The sequence below is a fragment of the Streptomyces sp. NPDC050564 genome, from assembly GCF_044457265.1.
Classification (GTDB): Bacteria; Actinomycetota; Actinomycetes; order Streptomycetales; family Streptomycetaceae; genus Streptomyces.
The window spans coordinates 1-20,484 of record NZ_JBITGS010000004.1 but is presented as its reverse complement, the minus strand read 5'-3'; the positions used below and the strand labels follow the sequence as shown (position 1 = coordinate 20,484).

Here is a 20,484-nt window from a genome sequence, read left to right as displayed (position 1 = left end):
TGGACGAGCCGTACCTGGCTCGTGCCCCGGCGGCGAAGGAGCCGTGCGCGGCCCGCGCCTCGGCGGTGGAGGAGTCGTGCGGTCGTCATCCGGCGGTGTCCTCTGTGCTGTTCCCGCTCCCGTGTCCGTTCCCGGGGCCGTTCCCGTGCCCGTTCCCATTCGCGTCGCGGAGGTCGTCGGTGAGCAGTTCCGACGCGTCCTGCGGCAGGCGCAGCGTGAAGACCGCACCCCCCTGGGGCGCGTTCGCCGCGGTGATCTCGCCGCCGTGGATGTGCGCGTTCTCCAGGGCGATGGAGAGGCCCAGGCCGCTGCCCTCCGAGCGGGGGCGGGACGCGCTCGCTTTGTAGAAGCGGTCGAAGACGTGCGGGAGTACGTCTTCGGGGATGCCGGGACCGTGGTCCTGGACCTCGATGATCAGCTCTTCGCCCTCCACGCGCACGGACACCCGTACCGGCGAACCCCCGTGCTTGAGCGCGTTGCCGATCAGGTTCGCCAGGATCACGTCGAGGCGGCGGGGGTCGAGGCGCGCGGTGATGCCGCGCTCGGCGTCCAGGTCCACCGCGTCCAGCCAGGCGCGGGCGTCGATGCACGCGGTGATCTGGTCGGCGATGTCCACGTCGTCGAGGACGAGCCGGGCGGTGCCCGCGTCGAAGCGGGTGACCTCCATCAGGTTCTCGACGAGGTCGTTGAGGCGCCGGGTCTCGCTGACGACGAGCCGTACGGCCGGCTCGATCATCGGGTCGACACTGCCCGTCTCCGCGTCCAGTTCCTCTTCCAGGATCTCCGTCACGGCGGTGATCGCGGTGAGCGGCGTGCGGAGTTCGTGGGACATGTCCGCCACGAAGCGGCGGGACGCCTCGTCGCGGGCGCTCATGTCGTCCACGCGTTTTTCGAGGGCCTCCGCCGTGTGGTTGAACGTACGGGAGAGGTCGGCGAGTTCGTCCGTGCCCGACACCCGCAGTCGCGTGTCCAGCTTGCCCTCGCCCAGGCGGCGGGCCGCGATGCCCAGCCGGTGCACCGGCTTGAGGACCGTGCCCGCGGCGGCCTGGGCCAGCAGCGCCGAGCCGATCAGGGCCAGGCCCGTGGCGATGCCCAGGGACCAGGCGAGCGAATTGAGATCCTTCTCCTCGGGCTCCAGGGACTTGAGCATGTAGCCGGTGGTGGTGCCGCCGATCACCTTCGCGCCGCCCACGAGGTACGGCTTGTCGTGGTCGGTGATCCGCTGCCAGTAGAGGTGGTACGCGGACTTGTTGTTCGAGGACAGCGGCTGCTTCTTGTTCACCGCCTTCTGGAGGGACTTGGGTACGTCCTCCAGCGTGAAGGTGTCCAGCTCGGAATTGCCGACGACGGTCTTGCCGTTCGTGTCCTGGGCGACCAGCAGCACGCTGAAGCGCTGGCTGCTGTTCGCCATCTGTCCGGCCGTGCGCTGGAGTTCGTCCTGCGCGGGGTGCACCGGCAGCATGCTCGCGTGGTTGCGCATCTCCTGCTGGAAGTCGCGCAGCACCGCGTCCTGGGTGCGCGTCAGCACGGCCTCGCGGTTGAGCCAGTACGCGATGCCCGACGCCGACACGGCGGCCGTGAGTGCGACGAGTCCGAACACCACGACCAGCCGCAGTCGCAGACTGGTGAAGCGCAGGCCGGACAGGATCGCCTTGCGCGCCGCGGCCCAGCCGCGGAGCTCGTCCTGCGGTTCTGTCACTGAGGATTGTCCAGCCGGTAGCCGACGCCGCGCACGGTACGGATCAGGGTGGGCGAGGACGGCACGTCCTCGACCTTCGCGCGCAGGCGCTGCACGCAGGCGTCCACCAGACGCGAGTCGCCCAGGTAGTCGTGCTCCCACACCAGACGCAACAGCTGCTGGCGGGACAGCGCCTGCCCGGGGCGGCGGCTCAGTTCGAGGAGCAACCGCAGCTCGGTGGGTGTCAGTTGCAGATCCTCGCCGTTCTTGGTGACCGTCATCGCGGCGCGGTCGATGACGAGCGAGCCGAACGTCGCCGAGTCGTTCGCCTCGCGCTCACCGCGCCGCAGCACGGCACGGATCCGGGCGTCGAGCACCCGGCCCTGCACGGGTTTGACGACATAGTCGTCGGCGCCGGACTCCAGACCGACCACGACGTCGATGTCGTCGCTGCGCGCGGTCAGCAGAATGATCGGCAGCTGGTCGGTGCGCCGGATGCGCCGGCACACCTCGAATCCGTCGATGCCGGGCAGCATCACATCCAGCACGATCAGGTCGGGCCGCTGTTCACGCAGCAGCTTCAGACCGTCCTCGCCGGTGGCAGCAGTGGCCACACGGTGTCCCTGGCGAGTCAAAGAGAGCTCCAGGGCCGTACGGATGGCGTCGTCGTCCTCGATCAGCAACAGGGAAGGCACGAACGTCATTCTGGCCCATGTCATGGCCGGGTATCGACCGTTGGAGCGCTCCCACCCATCTCCCGTACAGAAGGAGGGCCCCTCTCGGGCGACGGCGAGCCCCCGAGTGGTCATCTGCGTAGTCGTACCGCTCTTCTCTGTGATCGGGCTGTGACGCGCCTGCGGATGGGCCCTGTGACAGGTCTGTGACAGTCGGCGGACACGGCCATGAAGTGGCCCGGGCAAGCTTTTCGACACAAGCAAGGAAGCACGACCGAACGAACCGAAGAACCGGGACTCCACGACGGGGGGCGCGAGATGAACACGCTGCACAGCACCAGCACTAGCGCAGTTGTCACGCGGCTCCACGATGTCACCCGGGGCTCGGAGAAGTCCGGTGCCGTGAGCGGGCGGGGGTGCGCTCGCGGCACCGGGCGTCAGCACACCGCGTACATGACGGTGGTTGACGCGTTCACGGGGGAGAGCCCCGCGGCGGCAGCTGCGGGCACGGTCGGGGGGAAGGCTCACGGGGGAGCCGCGTACGGGGAGGACACGGGGGAGCGTCGCTCGGTGTCGGAGGCGGAGTTCACCGCCTACGTCCAGGAGCGCCGCGCCTCCCTGTACGCAACCGCCTACCACCTCACCGGTGACCGGTTCGAGGCCGAGGACCTGCTGCAGAGCGCGCTGTTCTCGACGTACCGGGCCTGGGACCGGATCAGCGACAAGGCCGCGGTCGGGGGCTACCTCCGCCGCACCATGACCAATCTGCACATCAGCGCGTGGCGCCGCCGCAAGCTGAACGAGTACCCGACCGAGGAACTGCCGGAGACGCCCGGTGACACGGACGCGATGCGCGGCACCGAGCTGCGCGCCGTGCTGTGGCAGGCGCTCGCCCGGTTGCCCGAACTCCAGCGCACGATGCTGGTCCTCCGTTACTACGAGGGCCGCACCGACCCGGAGATCGCGGAGATCCTCGACATCAGTGTCGGCACGGTGAAGTCCAGCATCTGGCGGTCGCTCCGCCGCATGCGTGAGGACGAGGTCCTCAGCTTCGGCCGTGACGAGGAGGAGTCCTTCGGGGAGCTTGTCGCCTGAAGGTCTGGGGGGAAGCAAGGGGAAGCAAGGGGTAACAGGTAGTACGGGGGAGCGGTACCGGGGGGGAACCAACGGGGTCACGGGGGACCACGGGGGAAATGAGAAAGGTCCAGGCGGACGGGGGGTCCGCCTGGACCTCTTTTCGTTCTCCGTAGCTTGCCGTCCGGCCTACCGCGCCGCCTTGTCGGCCGCCACGATCGACTCCGCCTTCTCGACCATGCGCCGCTTGCGTTCCTTCACCGCCGCGAGCGTGTCCTCGTGCTCTTCGATGAGCTGCTTCTGGTGGCCGGACTCGACGGCGTGTCGGGTCACGACGTAGTCGGTGGCGGTCTTGCAGCGCACATCGGCCTGCGCCGTGCGGATCTCCTTGGCCGAGGGCGCGGGGAAGTTCGGGTGCGGGCCGTTCGGGCTCGTCTTCTGGGTGCGCCAGGTCGAGTCGTCGACGGCGGAGAGCGGGTCGGGGTAGTTCATGCCGGACTTGCGCATACAGGCGCTCCACCGCTTGTCGAGCGCGACGGTCGCCGGGTCCTCGCGGGTGGTGGCGGAGGCCTGGACGAACAGGTTCTGAACCGTCATCAGGTCGTCGGCGGCCCGGTCGGCCAGGGCCTGGCGCTGAGCCTGCCCTTGGCAGCCGCCCCGGGGAACGCCGGCCGGGACCTCGGCTGCGGCCGCGCCGCTCTTCTTGTCGGCCTGCTGCGCGGTGCCGGTGGAGACGGCCGTGGCGGCGGGAGTGATGGCCTGTTCCCGTGCCGCGTCCCGCTGTTGCGCGGCCACGGCCTCCTGCCTGGTGACGCCGTCGGGCAGCGGCGGCTTGTAGCCGTACACGCGGACCGATGCCAGGTCGGTCGGCCCGTACTTGCGCGCGTTGGTGGGAATGCTGCCCGGGGGCGCCTCGTAGGCGGGCCGGCTCACGCCGAACTTCTTCATGCAGGAACGGGTCAGGACGTCGACCGCGCGATTGACCGTCTCGGTCTCTTCCGTGGTCGGCTTGTAGGCGTCCAGGGGGTACGCCTTGGGAGCGTGGGCGAATGAGGTGGCGACGACCGGCGTGGTGTCCTCGCGGGCCGGTCCGCCCTGTGCGCCTCGGTCCGCCTGCCCGGAGGAGCAGGCCGTGGCCAGGAGGGCGACGGCGGTCGCCAGAGTGATCGTCGCGCCGGTGCGGGCCACCGTGGTCGTCCTGTTACGCATGTTTCAGGTGATCACTCGTGATGCGCACCGTCAAGTGCCCCCAGACGAAAGACAGTTCGAGTATGCGCTTTCCGGTCGTGGTCGACGATCTTTCGGCCATTCACGGGAACGTGATCCCGTACGGCGCCGGTTCCTGTGCCAGGGTCACGTGCGCAGTCGGCGCTCCCGGCCCGCGAGGGCGGGGGGCCTCACGGCGCCGGAAGGAAGGGTACGGAATGAAGAGAGCACGCGGTCTCGCGGTGGCATCGGTGATGTCCGTCGCGGCGGTCTTCGCGGCGATGACCCCCGCTCAGGCGGCCAGCAACGACGGAACGTGCAACACGGACGAAGCCTGCATCTACCGCCTCCTGGACTACTCGGGCGGCATCTACGACACGCTGTCCAGCAAGAAGAGCTACAGCGGCCTCGTCTTCCACGGCACGTCGACCACGATCGACAACAAGGCGAGCTCGGCCAGGAACAAGGACCCCGACAGCAACCTGTGGTTCTACCAGTTGGACAACTGGGCCGGCGACACCTGGGGTCTGCCGGCCGGTTCCTCCACCAACTTCAGCGGTTCGGACGACAACAAGTGGTCCTCCCACTGCTGGACCGGCGCGACCGCGGGCTGCCCGGGCGGCTGACGGAAGCGGCGGCCCCGGGAGCCGGTGACTACGCCGCCGTCGGGCGGGCGGTCGCGCGGCGCCCGGCGGCCGCGGCGGTCAGGCGGCCCAAGGCCTCGTCCTTGTCGCAGGGATGGGCGCCCAGGGCGGCCTGACGGGCCACGATGGAGCGCTCGGCGCGCATCAGGCGCCATCCGCGGCGCAGCAGGAAGGGCACCGACTTGCGGCCCTCCTTGAGATCCCGCAGGAAGCGGCGGCGGAACGTGGTGACCGGGCCCCGCGACAGACACAGGGCGTCGGCCAGCACGCCCAGCTTCCGGCAGCGCTCGACGATCTCGGCGGCGAAGATCCCCTCCGCGATGAACAGCGGCGTCCGCTCGATGCGCAGGGCCTCCGTGCCGGTACGGGCGCTCAGCGAGATGTCGTACACGGGGATCGTCGTACGCCCCGTACGGCACAGTTCCTCGATCGCGGCGACCGCCTTGTCCGCGTCCCAGGACAGCGGGTGGTCCCAGTCGATGTCGGCGCTGCCCTCCACCTGCGGAAGCGTCGCGTCCGTGCCCTCCTTGTAGAAGTCGTCGAGGCGGAGCACGGGGAGCCCGGAGTCGGCCGCGAGAAGGGACTTTCCAGAGCCGGAGGGTCCGCAGAGCAGCACCACGCGGGTGGGTATCGGGGGATGGGAACCCAATTCTCTGTACCTTCTGTGAATCGACTTGGTACGGCCGCGCATCGGACGCGTCGAGGACATTATCCCTTCCTCCGGGCACGCCCCGGACCTGGCGGGTATCGGTCGGTCCGGCTTCCCCTGCGGACTGGCGCTGATATGTCAGTTGACCCGCACAGGGGAATCCGTCGTTCGGGGCGCCCTGAAGTGGAGCCGGTCAACTACGCTGCGTGTCAAACCAGTTGCTCTCTGCTCTTCGAAGAGGAAACCTGATGGCGCGACATGCAGCCCAGCAGACCACCATGGCCCGTACGACCGCGCGCATCGCCGCCGCGGTCGGCGTGGTCGTTGCCGGTGCGGCCGCGGCCGCACCGGCCGTCGCGGACACGGACCCTGTCGTGGACGTCATGCGCACCCGGCCCACCTCGATGGGCAACATCGACCCGCAGGCGGGTCTCGCGGCCCTGACCGGCACGGTCGGCTACGTCACCGGCCCCGTCCAGGGCCTCAAGCCCAATCCGCTGGCGGGCACCGGGGTCGACCCGCTCGACAACGGGGTCGGCACCCAGCTCGCCGACTTCAAGCCGCTCTCCTCGCAGGCCTTGACGCGGCCGGTGGCGCAGGCCTCGTCGGTGGGGAGCATCCCGCTCCTGGGGCAGGCGACGGGACTGCTGCACTGAGCGACACATGAGAGGGCCGCGCTCCCCCTGGACGGAGGGGAAGCGCGGCTCTCCCGTTGACGGGGCCCCGGGGACACTGATCGGGGCCCCGAAACTCGGTGCGCCTCAGTAGGACGATCCGGAGGCGCCCAGAGAACCCGTCGGGTGCCAGACCGTCTTCGTCTCCAGGAAGGCAGTCAGTCGCTCGATGCCGGGAGTCACCGAATAATCCACAGGCTGTGGACGAAGAACGCGCTTCAGGTTGTCCGCGGCCGCGATCTCCAGCTCCTTCGCGAGCACGTCGTCCGCGCCCGCGAGGTCGATCGCGTTGACGTCCTGGTGTGCGGCCAGCGGAGCGGAGATCTCCGCCGTCCTGCCGGAGAGCACGTTGACCACACCGCCGGGCAGATCGGAGGTGGCCAGTACCTCGCCCAGCGACAGCGCCGGGAGCGGGGACTTCTCGGAGGCGATGACGATCGCCGTGTTGCCGGTCGCGATCACCGGTGCGATCACCGAGACCAGGCCCAGGAACGAGGACTCCTGAGGGGCCAGGACGACGACCACGCCCGTCGGCTCCGGGCTGGACAGGTTGAAGAAGGGGCCCGCGACAGGGTTGCCGCCCCCGACCACCTGGGCGATCTTGTCGGTCCAGCCCGCGTACCAGACCCAGCGGTCGATCGCGGCGTCGACGACAGCGGCCGCCTTGGACTTCGACAGCCCCTCGGCGTCCGCGACCTCGCGCACGAACTGCTCCTTGCGGCCCTCCAGCATCTCCGCGACGCGGTAGAGGATCTGGCCGCGGTTGTACGCGGTCGCGCCGGACCAGCCGCCGAACGCCTTGCGGGCGGCGACGACCGCGTCACGAGCGTCCTTGCGGGAGGAAAGAGGTGCGTTCGCCAGCCACTTGCCCTTGGAGTCGCTCACCTCGTACACCCGGCCGCTCTCGGAACGCGGGAACTTCCCGCCCACGTACAGCTTGTAGGTCTTGAAGACGCTCAGACGCTGCTGCTCGGACTTCTCAACTGCGCTCATCTTCATCGCTCGCCCTCCGGGCTCGACGGGGCGAGGTACGCCTCCAGGCCGTGACGACCGCCCTCGCGGCCGAAGCCCGACTCCTTGTAGCCGCCGAACGGCGAGGTGGGGTCGAACTTGTTGAACGTGTTGGACCAGATGACGCCCGCGCGGAGCTTGCTCGCGACGGCCAGGATCCGGGAGCCCTTCTCGGTCCAGATGCCCGCCGAGAGGCCGTACTGGCTGTTGTTGGCCTTGGCGACCGCCTCGTCCGGAGTGCGGAAGGTGAGGACCGAAAGGACCGGGCCGAAGATCTCGTCGCGGGCGATGGTGTGCGCCTGGGTGACGTTCGTGAAGAGCGTCGGGGCGAACCAGTAGCCGGAGGAGGGGAGTTCACAGGCCGGGGACCAACGCTCGGCGCCCTCGGCCTCGCCCTGCTCGACGAGCGAGGTGATGCGCGCGAGCTGCTCGGCGGAGTTGATGGCGCCGATGTCGGTGTTCTTGTCGAGCGGGTCGCCCAGGCGCAGCGTCGAGAGGCGGCGCTTGAGCGAGTCCAGCAGCTCGTCCTGGATCGACTCCTGGACGAGCAGGCGGGAGCCGGCGCAGCAGACCTGGCCCTGGTTGAAGAAGATGCCGGTGACGATGCCCTCGACGGCCTGGTCGATGGGGGCGTCGTCGAAGACGATGTTCGCGCCCTTGCCGCCGAGTTCGAGGGTGACCTTCTTGCTGGTCCCGGCCACCTGGCGGGCGATCGCCTTGCCCACGGCGGTGGAACCGGTGAAGGCGACCTTGTTCACGTCGGGGTGCTCGACGAGGGCGGCACCCGTGTCGCCGTACCCCGGAAGGATGTTGACGACGCCCTTGGGCAGGCCCGCCTGGCGGCAGATGTCCGCGAAGAACAACGCCGACAGGGGAGTGGTCTCCGCGGGCTTCAGGACGACCGTGTTGCCGGTCGCGAGCGCCGGGGCGATCTTCCAGGCGAGCATCAGCAGCGGGAAGTTCCAGGGGATGACCTGGCCCGCCACGCCCAGCGGCCGTGGGTTCGCGCCGAAGCCGGCGTGGTCGAGCTTGTCGGCCCAGCCCGCGTAGTAGAAGAAGTGCGCGGCGACCAGGGGGAGGTCGGCGTCGCGGGTCTCCTTGATGGGCTTGCCGTTGTCCAGCGTCTCCAGGACGGCGAGCTCGCGGGAGCGCTCCTGGATGATCCGGGCGATGCGGAACAGGTACTTGGCGCGCTCGGAGCCGGGCAGCGCCGACCACTTCTCGAAGGCCTTGCGGGCGGCCTTCACGGCGCGGTCGACGTCCTCGGCGCCGGCCTGGGCGACCTCGGCGAGGACCTCTTCGGTGCTCGGGCTGACGGTCTTGAAGACCTTGCCGGCGGCGGCCTCGGTGAACTCGCCGTCGATGAACAGCCCGTACGACGGGGCGATGTCGACGACGGAGCGGGACTCGGGCGCCGGTGCGTACTCGAATGCGGATGCCATGATGATCAGTCCACCGTCACGTAGTCGGGGCCGGAGTAGCGGCCGGTGGCCAGCTTCTGACGCTGCATCAGCAGGTCGTTCAGGAGCGAGGACGCGCCGAAGCGGAACCAGTGGTTGTCCAGCCAGTCCTCGCCCGCGGTCTCGTTCACCAGGACCAGGAACTTGATGGCGTCCTTGGTGGTGCGGATGCCGCCGGCGGGCTTCACGCCGACCTGGATGCCGGTCTGGGCGCGGAAGTCGCGGACGGCTTCCAGCATCAGGAGGGTGTTCGCCGGCGTCGCGTTGACCGCCACCTTGCCGGTGGAGGTCTTGATGAAGTCGGCCCCGGCCAGCATGCCGAGCCAGCTCGCGCGCCGGATGTTGTCGTACGTCGAGAGCTCACCGGTCTCGAAGATGACCTTCAGGCGGGCGGCGCCCGAGGCCTCCTTCACGGCGACGATCTCGTCGTACACCTTCAGGTAATTGCCCGCGAGGAAGGCCCCGCGGTCGATGACCATGTCGATCTCGTCGGCGCCCGCGGCGACGGCGTCACGCACGTCGGCCAGCTTGACGTCGAGCGCGGCGCGGCCCGCCGGGAAGGCGGTGGCGACGGAGGCGACCTTCACGCCGGAGCCGGCGACGGCCTCCTTGGCGACGGCCACCATGTCGGGATAGACGCAGACCGCGGCCGTGGTCGGCGTCGTACGGTCGGTCGGGTCCGGGTGGACCGCCTTGGCGCCGAGCGCCCGGACCTTGCCCGGGGTGTCCGCGCCTTCCAGCGTCGTCAGGTCGACCATCGAGATGGCGAGGTCGATCGCGTACGCCTTCGCGGTGGTCTTGATGGAACGGGTACCGAGCGAGGCGGCGCGCGCCTCCAGGCCGACCGCGTCGACGCCGGGCAGCCCGTGGAGGAAGCGGCGCAGCGTGCTGTCGGACGCGGTCACGTCGCCGAGTGCGTGTGCAGCGTGTGCAGTGGTGGGCATGGTCACCAGACGAGCATATCTACGCGCGTAGCGGCTGTACACCCCCGGGTACGGAGGCGGGAGTTGTTCCGCCCCTCGGGAAGCGCCCCGCAGGGGGCGCGGGGAACCGCGCGACCAGCCCCCACCCACGCACTGCCAAAGACGAACGGGGTCTGGGGGCGGAGCCCCCGGGTGACGGGAATGGGCAGGGACGGAGGGGGCGAAAAACCCACCACCCACCAGCCCCGCCGCAGACGTCCGGCACAATCGGGACCATGAGCACCCCCGACCCCCAGCCCCCCGTACCGGACGCCTCGCGACCCGAGTCGAAGGACCGGATCTACCGGTCGCCCGCCGGTATCGCGGGCGGCGCCCTGCTGCTGATCATCGCGGGCTGGCTCGGCATCGACGCGCTGATCTCGGGCCACGGCCGCACCCCCTGGCTGGCCCTCGCCGCGCTGATCCTCATCGTCCCGTTGGTGTCCGCCTTCACCCTGCGCCCCGCGGTCTACGCGAACGAGGACCGGCTGCGCATCCGCAACCCGTTCCGCGTGATCGTGCTGCCCTGGGGCAAGGTCGCCACCCTGCGCTCCAGCTACTCGAACGAGGTGGTCGACACCTCCGGCACGAAGTACCAGTTGTGGGCGATCCCCGTCTCGCTGCGCGCCCGCAAGAAGGTGGCCAAGCAGCAGGCACGGGGTGCGGCCGCGGGCAACGGCGGCGGCCGGATGTCCCAGATCGGCCGCACGTCCGCGTTCGGCCGTCCGTCGTCGGTCCACGCCGAGCCGACCCGCGCCCAGACCGACCAGATCATGGACGACCTGCGTGAACTGTCCGAGGCCCGGGCGGCCACCGAGGGGGCGCAGGGCGAGGTCAGCGTGCGATGGGCGTACGAGGTGATGGGGCCCGCGATCGCGGGCGCGATCCTGCTGGCCATCCTGCTGGCAGTGGGCTGACCGACCCTTCAGGACGTCGGCGCACGCGTCAGGACGTCGGCACACGCGGAATTCACAGGCGGCTCGGCTACATACGGGACAACCACCCCTCCGGCCCGACTGTCTGGGAAACGATGAGTGCGCATCTTGGCGGGCCGCCGCGGCTGCCCGCGTCCGAGGTACCCGACGGCTGCCGTCCCTGGGACGGCGAGTCCGCGCGACGCTGGACGGACGCGCTGCCGCCGCGCGGGGTGCCCCTGCGGATACGCCCGTGGTTCAACGGGCTGCGCCGGACCCGGCACATCGCCTGGGACCACATAGGGGTCGTCCGGTGCAAAGGCGCCGAACTGAAGGTGGACAGCCACCGCGCGAGCTTCGACGAATGGACGGCCTTCGGACCGAGCTGGCCCTGGCTGGAGCGCAAGCTGCGCCTGATCCACCCGTACGAGAGGACGGCCGCCGAGATCACCGCCATGTGGCGGGACCCGGCCCTGCGGCCGACCGCCGAGAGCGGTGAGCGCGAGCGGGGGCGGCGGTTGTGGCCGCTGGCTGTGGTGCTCGGCGTGGTGTGGGTGGCCACGACCGTGCTGCTCCCTTAGCGGCCGCGGTTCACGGCGCGCTCGGCCACACCAGCGCCATGTACGCGCTGCAGTAGGCCGAGCCCAGTACCGCGGCCGTCAGGCTCAGTGCCCGGAAACGCGGCGAGGCGCGGGCGAGGTACAGGGCCGCCGGGAGCAGGAGCGGGAAGCCGGGGAGGAGGAAACGGGCGCGGGGGAAGTAGACGCCGCCGCTGCCCAGGACGATGAGCAGCAGGACCCCGGTGAAGACGAGCAGCGGGAGCGGCTGGCGGTCCCATGCGGAGAGGACGTAGAGCGCCACCGACGCGAGCAGCGTGACGGTCACCATCACCAGGAACAGCTCGGGCGTCGAGTCGGCCCCGAGCACCTCCCGCAGCCGGCGCACGGTCTCCACGCCGCCGTCCCACTCGTTGTGCCACAGCCGCTGTACGGCGAAGTAGCCGTCCCAGCGGCCCAGGCGCAGGCCGACCCAGCCCACGTACGCGAGCCAGCCGGCCGGGGCGAGGGCGGCGGCCGCGAGGGCGCGTGCCGAGAAGCCGTTGCGGAGCGAGACCAGGGCCGCCACGGTGACCGCCGCCGCCACCGCGATGCCCGTCGGGCGGGTCAGCCCCGACAGCGCCGCCAGCGACCCCGCCCACAGCCAGCGCCCGGTGAGCACCCCGTACAGCGACCACGCGGCGAACGCCGTGAACAGCGACTCCGTGTAGCCCATCCACTCGACCAGGCCCACCGGGAGAGCCGCCCACAGGACGGTCAGCAGCACGCCCGCCCGGTGGCCGTGCAGATGGCTGCCGACCGAGTGGATCCCCCACGCGGCGAGGAACGAGCACGCGATGGCGATCGCCCATCCCGTCGTCGCACGGGTGCCCGGCGTCAGCGCCGCGGCCGCCTTGACCAGTACGGGGTAGAGCGGGAAGAACGCGAGGTTGTTCGCGTCGTACGCGGTGCCCAGGTGGTGGGTGTAGCCGTGATCGGCGATGCCCAGGTACCAGTCCGCGTCCCAGTGTGTCGCCAGGATCGGCCAGACGCCGTGGTGCCGGCGGTGGGCCCACACGGCGAGCGCGAGCAGGCCGGTGACGCGGACGGCCGCGTAGGCGAGGAGGGCGGGGGCCGCGCGGTGCAGATGGGCGCGGACTCTGGCCGCGGGAGTGGCTTTCCGGGGTGGGCGCCGGGTCTTCGGGGTCTTCGGTGCCCTCGGGACGAGTCCGCTTTGGGCGTTCCGGGGTGGGGCGGATGTCGGCCGGGAAGCGGTCGAGGGCACGCGGCAGCTCCTGGGACTCGGTGGTGCGCTACCGGTAACCGTTCCTCGGTCTTCCGGCAGCGCACGGGAGCGCTGCGTCAACTGCCGTGCGGAAATCACCCGCCAGAGCGACCGGGGGTGCCTGGGCGGGCTCGCCGGACAGGGCGATCAGGGTGTGCCCGTGCGGGCCCACTGGACAGTGGGCCCGCACGGGCGGCCCGCAGGTCAGTGGGCCCGTATCGACGCGTCAGATACCGGCCGCCGCCGACAGGTCCCGCTTGATCGCCGACAGCAGCTCGGCGGCCTTCGCGTGGGCGGCGGGGAGGTGGTCCCGGGTGCCCACGGGCACCACGACCTCCAGGTAGCACTTGAGCTTCGGCTCCGTGCCGCTCGGGCGGACGATGACGCGGGCGCCGTCCAGCGTGTAACGCAGGCCGTCCGTCGGCGGCAGCCTGTCCGTGCCCTTGGTGAGGTCCTCCGCCTTCGTGATCGCCAGACCGGCGAGCCGCGTCGGCGGCTGCTCGCGCAGGCGCCGCATGGCGTTCGCGATGATCGACAGGTCCTCCACACGGACCGAGAGCTGGTCGGTGGCGTGCAGGCCGTACGCGACGGCGATGTCGTCGAGGAGGTCGAGGAGGGTCCGGCCCTGCTCCTTGAGCTCGGAGGCCAGCTCGGTGACGAGGAGAGCTGCGGTGATGCCGTCCTTGTCGCGTACGCCGTCCGGGTCGACGCAGTAGCCCAGCGCCTCCTCGTACCCGTACCGCAGACCCTCCACGCGCGCGATCCACTTGAAGCCGGTGAGGGTCTCCTCGTACGGCAGGCCCGCCTTCTCGGCGATCCGCCCGAGGAGGGACGAGGACACGATCGACTCGGCGAAGGTGCCCCGCGCTCCGCGTCGCACCAGGTGCTCGGCGAGCAGCGCGCCGACCTCGTCGCCGCGCAGCATCCGCCAGTCCGCGCCGTCCTTCACGGCCACCGCGCAGCGGTCGGCGTCCGGGTCGTTCGCGATGATCAGGTCCGGGTCTGTCTCGCGGGCCTTCGCGAAGGAGAGGTCCATCGCGCCGGGCTCTTCCGGGTTGGGGAAGGCGACGGTGGGGAAGTCCGGGTCGGGCTCGGCCTGTTCGGCGACGAGGACGGGGGTGGGGAACCCGGCCCGGGCGAAGGCCGCGAGCAGCACGTCCTTGCCGACGCCGTGCATCGCCGTGTAGACGGTGCGGGCGCTGCGCGGCGACCCCTGCGCCAGTACGGCGTCCGTACGGGCCAGGTAGGCCTCCAGGACGCCCTCGTCGAGGGTTTCCCAGCCGGAGTCGGGGCGCGGGACCGTGCCGAGGCCGGTGATGGCGTCGATCTCGGCGGCGATCTCCGCGTCCGCCGGGGGAACGATCTGCGAGCCGTCGCCCAGGTAGACCTTGTAGCCGTTGTCACGGGGCGGGTTGTGGCTGGCGGTGACCTCCACGCCGGCGGCCGCGCCGAGGTGCCTTACGGCGTAGGCGAGTACGGGGGTGGGGAGCGGGCGGGGCAGTACGGCGGCGCGCAGCCCCGCACCCGTCATCACGGCCGCGGTGTCGCGGGCGAAGTCCGCGGACTTGTGCCGGGCGTCGTATCCGATGACGACGAGGCCGTCCGTCTGCCCCTTGCTCTTCAGGTACGCGGCGAGGCCGGCGGCGGCACGGATGACCACGGAGCGGTTCATGCGCATCGGGCCGGCGCCGAGTTCTCCTCTGAGGCCGGCGGTGCCGAACTGGAGGGTGCCGCTGAAGCGGGCGGCGAGCTCTGCGACGTCTTTGGCGTCGATGAGCTTGGCGAGTTCCTCACGGGTCTCCGCGTCGGGGTCCTCGGCCAGCCACGCCTCGGCCCGTGCGATGAGTTCGTCCTGCACCTCGGGTGCACCTCTCTCTTCGTTCGTACGTTGCTGTGTACGCCGGGTTCGTCTCGCCCCCCGCCGCCCCTACCCCATCCCGTCCCCCGAGGGCTCCGCCCCCAGACCCCCGTATCGGCTTGAACGGCCTCGCCCTCAAACACTGGACGGGCTGAAGACCTCCGGCCCCGGCGTGCGGGAGATTCAGCCCCTGCGGCGCATGAGGAGCGGGGGCCAGGGGTCGGCCCCTTGCTCGGTGAGGGGCAGCGCCCCTTGGCGGGTCGTGGGGGCTGAACCCCAGGGGGCACTGGGGGTGCCCCCCCCGGCGGGGACGGGGGCGGAACCCCGGGCAGGGGTCCGGAGGGCAACGCCCCTCGACGGGCTCTGGGGCGGAGCCCCGGGAGGAAGGGACGGGTAAGGGCGGAGGGCGAAGAAACCCGTTGTACGGCGCTCGCGCCCGTTGCCCTCGCTTACAGGCGGTCCAGGACCTGCGTCAGAAGCTCACCCATGCGGGCGGCCGAGTCGCGGCCCGCCTGGAGGACCTCTTCGTGGTTGAGGGGCTCGCCCGTCATGCCGGCAGCGAGGTTGGTGACCAGGGAGATGCCCAGCACCTCGGCACCCGCCTCACGCGCGGCGATGGCCTCGAGGGTCGTCGACATGCCGACGAGGTCCGCACCGATGACCCGCGCCATCCGGATCTCGGCCGGCGTCTCGTAGTGCGGCCCGGGGAACTGCGCGTAGACGCCCTCTTCCAGGGTGGGGTCGACCTCCTTGCACAGGGCGCGGAGACGCGGCGAGTACAGGTCGGTGAGGTCCACGAAGTTCGCCCCGACGATCGGCGACGTCGCCGTCAGGTTGATGTGGTCGCTGATCAGCACCGGCTGACCGGGGCGCATGCCCTCGCGCAGACCGCCGCAGCCGTTGGTCAGCACGACGGTCTTGCAGCCGGCGGCGACCGCGGTCCGCACGCCGTGCGCGACGGCGGCGACTCCGCGGCCTTCGTAGTAGTGGGTGCGGCCCAGGAAGACCAGGGCACGCTTGTCGCCGATCTTGTACGAGCGGACCGTGCCGCCGTGGCCCTCGACCGCCGGCGGGGGGAACCCGGGCAGCTCGGTGACCTGGAACTCGGCTTCGGGGGAGCCGAGCGCGTCCACGGCCGGCGCCCAGCCGGAGCCCATCACGAGGGCGACGTCGTGGGTCTCTGCGCCTGTGAGCTCACGCAGGCGCGCGGCGGCGGCGTCGGCGGCGGCGTAGGGGTCGCCCTGGATGTCGTCCGGAAGAAGAGATGCGTTCACGCGCATGAGGGTAGCCGGTTCGGGCCTACGCGCGTAGATGACAGAGCTCACGGTCTTGCGATCGTTGTCTTGTCGTTTCCAACAAGGGGCACCGAGAGGCAGGGCGGAGACGCCGGCGAAAGAGGGCACCGACTCAAGGGGCCGAACGGGTGGGCGGGTGGGAAACGCGCCGCGGAGCGGCGAAGGGCGGGGCCTGTTGAGCAGGCCGACCGGGCGGGCGGCCGGGCGAACTCGCCGCGGAGCGGCGCAGCAGAGTGCCTGTTCAGCGTGCCGATCGGGCGGGCGTCTGGGCGAACCCCGCCCCGGAGGGGCGCGGCAGCCCCGCACGGGCAGAGCTCAGCAGGGCCGCTTGCGGAGCTCCATGACGTAGTCGTGGGGCGCCCCGGCAGACTCCGCCGCGTCGGCGATCTCCCCGAGATACCGCGCCGAGGGGAGCCCTCCCTCGTACCCGTTCAGTACGTACACCCACGCCGGCTCCTCCCCCTCCAGCGTGTGCACACGTACGCGCATCCGCCGGTAGATGTCGAGGCCCACGCCCTCCCACCGGTCCATGGAGTCCTCGTCCAGGGGGGCGATGTCGTACAGCGCCACGAAGACCTGGGACCGCGGTGCCTCGACGATCGTCGCGAGCGCGCCTTCCCAGCCCATGTGCTCGCCCCCGAACGTCAGCCGCCAGCCGTTCAGCCAGCCGGTGGCGCGCAGCGGCGAATGCGGAGCGCGACGCGTCATGAGCCGCGGGTCGAGATTGCCGGCGTACGCGGCGTAGAGCGACATGGGGTCGAGGGTACGGCAGGTACACGTACGCCTCTCGCGTAACAGAAGCAGCTCGGATGCAAGGACTCCGGGCCCCTGGGCGGAAGCACCTTGAAGCGTGCGGGACAATGGAGTACGTGACTCGGATCGTGATCATTGGTGGCGGACCCGGCGGATATGAAGCGGCGCTGGTGGCCGCGCAGCTCGGCGCGGAGGTGACCGTCGTCGACTGCGACGGTCTGGGCGGGGCGTCGGTGCTCACCGACTGCGTGCCGTCGAAGACTCTTATCGCTACGGCCGAGGTGATGACCACCTTCGACTCCTCGTACGAGGAGCTGGGGATCATCGTCGCCGACGACACGCCACCCATGGAACAGGCGGCCCGGGTGGTGGGCGTCGATCTCGGCAAGGTCAACCGCCGTGTGAAGCGCCTGGCGCTCGCGCAGTCGCACGACATCACGGCCTCGGTGACGCGTGCAGGCGCCCGCGTCCTGCGCGGTCGCGGCCGGCTCGAGGGCATGCAGGCCCTGGACGGCTCGCGCAAGGTCGTCGTACGCGCCGCGGACGGCACCGAGGAGACGCTCACCGCCGACGCCGTCCTCATCGCCACCGGCGGTCACCCCCGTGAGCTCGCCGACGCCCAGCCCGACGGCGAGCGCATCCTGAACTGGACCCAGGTGTACGACCTCGACGAGCTGCCCGAGGAGCTCATCGTGGTCGGTTCCGGTGTCACCGGTGCCGAGTTCGCCGGCGCCTACCAGGCACTGGGCTCCAAGGTCACCCTCGTCTCGTCCCGCGACCGTGTGCTGCCCGGTGAGGACCCGGACGCCGCCGCCGTCCTCGAGGACGTCTTCCGCCGCCGCGGCATGAATGTCATGGCGCGCTCCCGCGCCGAGTCCGCCAAGCGGGTCGGCGACCGGGTCGAGGTCACGCTCTCCGACGGCCGGGTCATCAGCGGCTCGCACTGCCTGATGGCTGTCGGCGCCATTCCGAACAGCAGCGGGATGGGCCTGGAGGAGGCCGGGGTCAAGGTCAGGGACTCCGGGCACATCTGGACCGACAAGGTCTCGCGCACGACGGCTCCCGGCGTGTACGCGGCCGGTGACGTGACCGGCATCTTCGCCCTCGCGTCGGTCGCCGCCATGCAGGGACGTATCGCCATGTACCACTTCCTGGGCGACGCGGTGGCCCCGCTGAACCTGAAGACGGTCTCGTCCAACGTCTTCACCGACCCGGAGATCGCCACCGTCGGCTACTCGCAGGCCGACGTCGACGCGGGCAAGATCGATGCCCGGGTCGTCAAGCTCCCCCTCCTGCGCAACCCGCGCGCCAAGATGCAGGGCATCCGCGACGGATTCGTCAAGATCTTCTGCCGCCCGGGCACCGGCATCGTGGTGGGCGGTGTCGTCGTGGCTCCGCGTGCCTCGGAACTGATCCATCCGATCTCGATCGCGGTCGACAACAATCTGACGGTCGAACAGATCGCGAACGCGTTCACCGTGTACCCCTCCCTGTCGGGCTCGATCGCCGAGGTGGCTCGGCAGTTGCACACACGGAAGACCGCGGGCGAGGGCTGAGACGTATCGGCGACTCTCCGCTGGTCACGGGGAGTTGTCGACCATTCGTACGGCATAGGCGGCGCGAGTAGGCGCGTATACCACTTCACGCCCTGCCATGCGAACAACTTCTGTTATTCGGCGCAAACTGCTGAAAGCAGACGGTCGTTGGGGTTACTGTCAGTTTCGTGTTCGCTGCAGAACGTCGCCAATTGATCCTCGAAATGGTGCGAGCGAATGGAGCCGTGTCGCTCCGCGAGCTCGCCCGCGTCGTCCAGACCTCCGAAGTGACCGTACGGCGGGACGTGCGCGCACTGGAGGCAGAAGGACTCCTCGACCGCCGGCACGGCGGTGCGGTATTGCCGGGCGGGTTTACGCGGGAGTCCGGCTTTCCGCAGAAATCGCATCTCGCGACCGCCGAGAAGACAGCCATCGCCGATCTCGCCGCGGGTCTCGTCGAAGAGGGCGAGGCCATCGTGGTGGGCGCGGGTACGACCACGCAGGAGCTGGCTCGCCGGCTCGCGCGGGTGCCCGGGCTGACCGTCGTCACCAACTCCCTCCTGGTGGCCCAGGCGCTGGCCCACGCCAACCGTGTGGAAGTCGTGATGACAGGCGGCACCCTGCGCGGTTCCAACTACGCCCTGGTCGGCTCCGGTGCCGAGCAGTCCCTCCAGGGGCTGCGGGTCTCCCGGGCCTTCCTCTCCGGGAGCGGGCTGACCGCCGAGCGCGGGCTCTCCACGTCCAACATGCTGTCGGCCTCGGTCGACCGCGCGCTGGTCCAGGCCGCCGCCGAGGTCGTCGTCCTCGCCGACCACACCAAGCTCGGTACCGACACGATGTTCCAGACCGTGCCGACCGACTTGATCACCCGCCTGGTCACGGACGGGCCACCCGGGCACGACGACCGCGCGGTCACCGAACTGCAGGCCCTGGCCGACCAGGGCGTACAGATCGCGGTGGCCGGGTCATCGGCCTCGGGCGGCGGGGGAGGCGATCCCGTCCCGGCGGGGCGCCAGCCACGCCGGGACGTACCGCTCCCCGGCCCCCGCCGCGGCCAGCCGATCCCCGGCACAGGCCCCCAGCTACGCAGCGCCACTGCCTTGGGCGACCAGCCCCAGCCAGAACGCGCCAGGGTCGCCGACCTCCGCCGCCGCTGACCCCTTCCCTCCAAGGGCGGAGGGAAGGGCAGACGGGGCCACGAAGTGACCGCAATGCTCGGCTTCACGTGGCCCGGAATCGCCGAAGGACCCTCAGGGCTTCAGGCCCCGTAGCGTCAGGGTCAAGAGGCGGTTGGCCAGTTGCGGCTCGTCCGGGGTTTCCTCGGCTGCCAGCGCGATGGCGTTGGTCAGCTGGAGGAGGTCACCGATGGAGATGTCGGGGCGTACCGCGCCTGCCTTTTGTGCGCGGAGCAGCAGGGCGCTGCCCGCCTCGTGCATCGGGCCGCTGCATCGAGCGAGGTCCGAACCGTTGTCCTGCGAGGCCGACATGAGGGCGCGGGAGAGGCCGCGGTACTCGCTCGCGTGGGTGATGATGTCGCGCAGCCAGTCCACGAGGGCGGCGCACGGCTGCGGGGCGTCGAGGAGTTCGCGCGAGCGGGCCAGCAGCTCGTCGACCGCGTCCTGGAAGACTGCGCTCATGAGGGCGTGCCGGTTCGGGAAGTGGCGGTACAGCGTGCCGATTCCCACGCCCGCGCGCCGGGCCACGTCCTCCAGGGACGCGCCGGTGCCGTGCTCGGCGAAGGCGGACCGCGCCTCGGCGAGCAGCCGTTCGTAGTTGCGCCGGGCGTCGGCACGCATGGCGCGCGGCACCCCCGGGTTCTCCACGGGCCCCTGTGTCCCCGCTCTCTCCGGTGCGGTCGCGCCCGCCATGGCATCCACCTGCCCTCTCCTGCCGCGCGGCTGCGGTCCAGCATGCCATCAGGGGCTCCCGAGCGGCTCCAGCATGCCATCGGGGGCTTCTGAGTGGCTCCCCGGGCTGGGCGAAAGCCGCCCCTGCTTCGAGTACGTCCCTGTGGCTCGGCCCCCTGCGCATCTCTTTGTACGCCCCTTTTTGTACGCCCTTTCACGTCCCTTGGCGGAGCAGTAGCGGAAGGGCCACCGGTACGGGGGAGAACGAAGCGCCCGGTGGACTGGCTGGTCCAGTCCACCGGGCGCTTCGGGGTGTCACAGGGAGACCTGCGGATCAGTCCTTGATTTCGCAGATGGCGGCGCCGGAGGTGACGGAGGCGCCGACCTCGGCGCTGAGGCCCTTGATGGTGCCGGAGCGGTGGGCGTTGA

Annotated in this window: 19 protein-coding genes; 7 read left to right on the top strand and 12 right to left on the bottom strand. The window is 70.7% G+C overall.

Annotation, left to right across the window (positions count from 1 at the left end; genetic code table 11):
- Window positions 1-85: 85 nt before the first annotated feature.
- Window positions 86-1,699: an ATP-binding protein gene (locus ACIBK0_RS07815; protein WP_399076793.1), complete on the bottom strand. Its 1,614-nt coding sequence runs from the start codon at window positions 1,697-1,699 to the stop codon at window positions 86-88.
- A complete protein-coding gene (gene afsQ1, locus ACIBK0_RS07810) occupies window positions 1,696-2,373 on the bottom strand; it encodes a two-component system response regulator AfsQ1 (RefSeq protein WP_099505496.1) in 678 nt (225 codons plus the stop codon). Before afsQ1 ends, ACIBK0_RS07815 begins: the two co-directional genes overlap by 4 nt.
- Window positions 2,374-2,670: 297 nt before the next feature.
- Between afsQ1 and ACIBK0_RS07805 the strand changes: the two genes are divergently transcribed.
- Entirely contained in the window at window positions 2,671-3,447 is a 777-nt protein-coding gene (locus ACIBK0_RS07805) for a SigE family RNA polymerase sigma factor (protein WP_399076790.1), read from the top strand.
- 168 nt (window positions 3,448-3,615) lie between these two features.
- On the opposite strand, the gene ACIBK0_RS07800 is transcribed toward ACIBK0_RS07805, so the two are convergent.
- The gene (locus tag ACIBK0_RS07800; RefSeq protein WP_399076788.1) at window positions 3,616-4,635 is read right to left on the bottom strand and encodes a hypothetical protein; all 1,020 of its coding nucleotides are present in this window, start codon (window positions 4,633-4,635) and stop codon (window positions 3,616-3,618) included.
- A 215-nt stretch (window positions 4,636-4,850) separates the two neighbouring features.
- Between ACIBK0_RS07800 and ACIBK0_RS07795 the strand changes: the two genes are divergently transcribed.
- The gene (locus ACIBK0_RS07795) at window positions 4,851-5,258 is read left to right on the top strand and encodes a peptidase inhibitor family I36 protein (protein WP_399076786.1); all 408 of its coding nucleotides are present in this window, start codon (window positions 4,851-4,853) and stop codon (window positions 5,256-5,258) included.
- A 28-nt stretch (window positions 5,259-5,286) separates the two neighbouring features.
- On the opposite strand, the gene ACIBK0_RS07790 is transcribed toward ACIBK0_RS07795, so the two are convergent.
- A complete protein-coding gene (locus ACIBK0_RS07790) occupies window positions 5,287-5,925 on the bottom strand; it encodes a uridine kinase (protein ID WP_399076784.1) in 639 nt (212 codons plus the stop codon).
- Between the two features lie 248 nt (window positions 5,926-6,173).
- Between ACIBK0_RS07790 and ACIBK0_RS07785 the strand changes: the two genes are divergently transcribed.
- On the top strand, window positions 6,174-6,581 hold the full coding sequence (locus tag ACIBK0_RS07785; protein ID WP_399076782.1) for a hypothetical protein: 408 nt from the start codon (window positions 6,174-6,176) through the stop codon (window positions 6,579-6,581).
- Between the two features lie 105 nt (window positions 6,582-6,686).
- Here the strand turns inward: ACIBK0_RS07785 and ACIBK0_RS07780 are convergent, their stop codons facing one another.
- From ACIBK0_RS07780 to deoC, 3 genes are read right to left on the bottom strand one after another with little or no spacing between them, the layout of a single operon-like run.
- Entirely contained in the window at window positions 6,687-7,592 is a 906-nt protein-coding gene (locus ACIBK0_RS07780) for an aldehyde dehydrogenase family protein (protein WP_399076780.1), read from the bottom strand.
- Between the two features lie 2 nt (window positions 7,593-7,594).
- Entirely contained in the window at window positions 7,595-9,052 is a 1,458-nt protein-coding gene (locus tag ACIBK0_RS07775; protein ID WP_399076778.1) for an aldehyde dehydrogenase family protein, read from the bottom strand.
- Between the two features lie 5 nt (window positions 9,053-9,057).
- The gene (gene deoC, locus ACIBK0_RS07770; protein WP_399077334.1) at window positions 9,058-10,014 is read right to left on the bottom strand and encodes a deoxyribose-phosphate aldolase; all 957 of its coding nucleotides are present in this window, start codon (window positions 10,012-10,014) and stop codon (window positions 9,058-9,060) included.
- Between the two features lie 254 nt (window positions 10,015-10,268).
- Between deoC and ACIBK0_RS07765 the strand changes: the two genes are divergently transcribed.
- Both ACIBK0_RS07765 and ACIBK0_RS07760 read left to right on the top strand, forming a co-directional pair.
- The gene (locus tag ACIBK0_RS07765; protein ID WP_399076776.1) at window positions 10,269-10,949 is read left to right on the top strand and encodes a PH domain-containing protein; all 681 of its coding nucleotides are present in this window, start codon (window positions 10,269-10,271) and stop codon (window positions 10,947-10,949) included.
- 113 nt (window positions 10,950-11,062) lie between these two features.
- Window positions 11,063-11,527, top strand: coding sequence for a hypothetical protein (locus ACIBK0_RS07760; protein ID WP_399076774.1), 465 nt, complete (start codon window positions 11,063-11,065; stop codon window positions 11,525-11,527).
- Between the two features lie 10 nt (window positions 11,528-11,537).
- Here ACIBK0_RS07760 and ACIBK0_RS07755 read toward each other — a convergent pair whose 3' ends face one another.
- The 4 genes from ACIBK0_RS07755 to ACIBK0_RS07740 all read right to left on the bottom strand — a co-directional run bounded on the left by ACIBK0_RS07755 (window position 11,538) and on the right by ACIBK0_RS07740 (window position 16,673).
- Window positions 11,538-12,767: a hypothetical protein gene (locus ACIBK0_RS07755; protein WP_399076772.1), complete on the bottom strand. Its 1,230-nt coding sequence runs from the start codon at window positions 12,765-12,767 to the stop codon at window positions 11,538-11,540.
- 226 nt (window positions 12,768-12,993) lie between these two features.
- The gene (locus tag ACIBK0_RS07750) at window positions 12,994-14,625 is read right to left on the bottom strand and encodes a phospho-sugar mutase (RefSeq protein WP_399076770.1); all 1,632 of its coding nucleotides are present in this window, start codon (window positions 14,623-14,625) and stop codon (window positions 12,994-12,996) included.
- 449 nt (window positions 14,626-15,074) lie between these two features.
- Entirely contained in the window at window positions 15,075-15,899 is an 825-nt protein-coding gene (locus ACIBK0_RS07745) for a purine-nucleoside phosphorylase (RefSeq protein ID WP_399076768.1), read from the bottom strand.
- A gap of 336 nt (window positions 15,900-16,235) precedes the next feature.
- Window positions 16,236-16,673 carry a gamma-glutamylcyclotransferase gene (locus ACIBK0_RS07740; RefSeq protein WP_189191684.1) on the bottom strand — a complete coding sequence of 146 codons (438 nt, stop codon included), beginning with the start codon at window positions 16,671-16,673 and terminating at the stop codon, window positions 16,236-16,238.
- 107 nt (window positions 16,674-16,780) lie between these two features.
- Here ACIBK0_RS07740 and ACIBK0_RS07735 point away from each other — a divergent pair, with 107 nt between their 5' ends.
- Complete coding sequence (locus ACIBK0_RS07735; RefSeq protein ID WP_399076766.1) at window positions 16,781-18,229, top strand: NAD(P)H-quinone dehydrogenase; 1,449 nt, start codon at window positions 16,781-16,783, stop codon at window positions 18,227-18,229.
- A gap of 167 nt (window positions 18,230-18,396) precedes the next feature.
- Window positions 18,397-19,365: a DeoR/GlpR family DNA-binding transcription regulator gene (locus tag ACIBK0_RS07730; protein WP_399076764.1), complete on the top strand. Its 969-nt coding sequence runs from the start codon at window positions 18,397-18,399 to the stop codon at window positions 19,363-19,365.
- 93 nt (window positions 19,366-19,458) lie between these two features.
- Here ACIBK0_RS07730 and ACIBK0_RS07725 read toward each other — a convergent pair whose 3' ends face one another.
- On the bottom strand, window positions 19,459-20,076 hold the full coding sequence (locus ACIBK0_RS07725; RefSeq protein WP_399077332.1) for a TetR/AcrR family transcriptional regulator: 618 nt from the start codon (window positions 20,074-20,076) through the stop codon (window positions 19,459-19,461).
- Between the last annotated feature and the right edge of the window lie 408 nt (window positions 20,077-20,484).

Excerpts from the sequence above, each read along its gene's own strand:
- ACIBK0_RS07805 (WP_399076790.1), top strand. The coding sequence starts at position 2,671 with ATGAACACGCTGCACAGCACCAGCACTAGCGCAGTTGTCACGCGGCTC.
- ACIBK0_RS07800 (WP_399076788.1), bottom strand. The coding sequence starts at position 4,635 with ATGCGTAACAGGACGACCACGGTGGCCCGCACCGGCGCGACGATCACT.
- ACIBK0_RS07795 (WP_399076786.1), top strand. The coding sequence starts at position 4,851 with ATGAAGAGAGCACGCGGTCTCGCGGTGGCATCGGTGATGTCCGTCGCG.
- ACIBK0_RS07785 (WP_399076782.1), top strand. The coding sequence starts at position 6,174 with ATGGCGCGACATGCAGCCCAGCAGACCACCATGGCCCGTACGACCGCG.
- ACIBK0_RS07780 (WP_399076780.1), bottom strand. The coding sequence starts at position 7,592 with ATGAGCGCAGTTGAGAAGTCCGAGCAGCAGCGTCTGAGCGTCTTCAAG.
- ACIBK0_RS07775 (WP_399076778.1), bottom strand. The coding sequence starts at position 9,052 with ATGGCATCCGCATTCGAGTACGCACCGGCGCCCGAGTCCCGCTCCGTC.
- deoC (WP_399077334.1), bottom strand. The coding sequence starts at position 10,014 with ATGCCCACCACTGCACACGCTGCACACGCACTCGGCGACGTGACCGCG.
- ACIBK0_RS07765 (WP_399076776.1), top strand. The coding sequence starts at position 10,269 with ATGAGCACCCCCGACCCCCAGCCCCCCGTACCGGACGCCTCGCGACCC.
- ACIBK0_RS07760 (WP_399076774.1), top strand. The coding sequence starts at position 11,063 with ATGAGTGCGCATCTTGGCGGGCCGCCGCGGCTGCCCGCGTCCGAGGTA.
- ACIBK0_RS07740 (WP_189191684.1), bottom strand. The coding sequence starts at position 16,673 with ATGTCGCTCTACGCCGCGTACGCCGGCAATCTCGACCCGCGGCTCATG.
- ACIBK0_RS07735 (WP_399076766.1), top strand. The coding sequence starts at position 16,781 with ATGGAGTACGTGACTCGGATCGTGATCATTGGTGGCGGACCCGGCGGA.
- ACIBK0_RS07725 (WP_399077332.1), bottom strand. The coding sequence starts at position 20,076 with ATGGCGGGCGCGACCGCACCGGAGAGAGCGGGGACACAGGGGCCCGTG.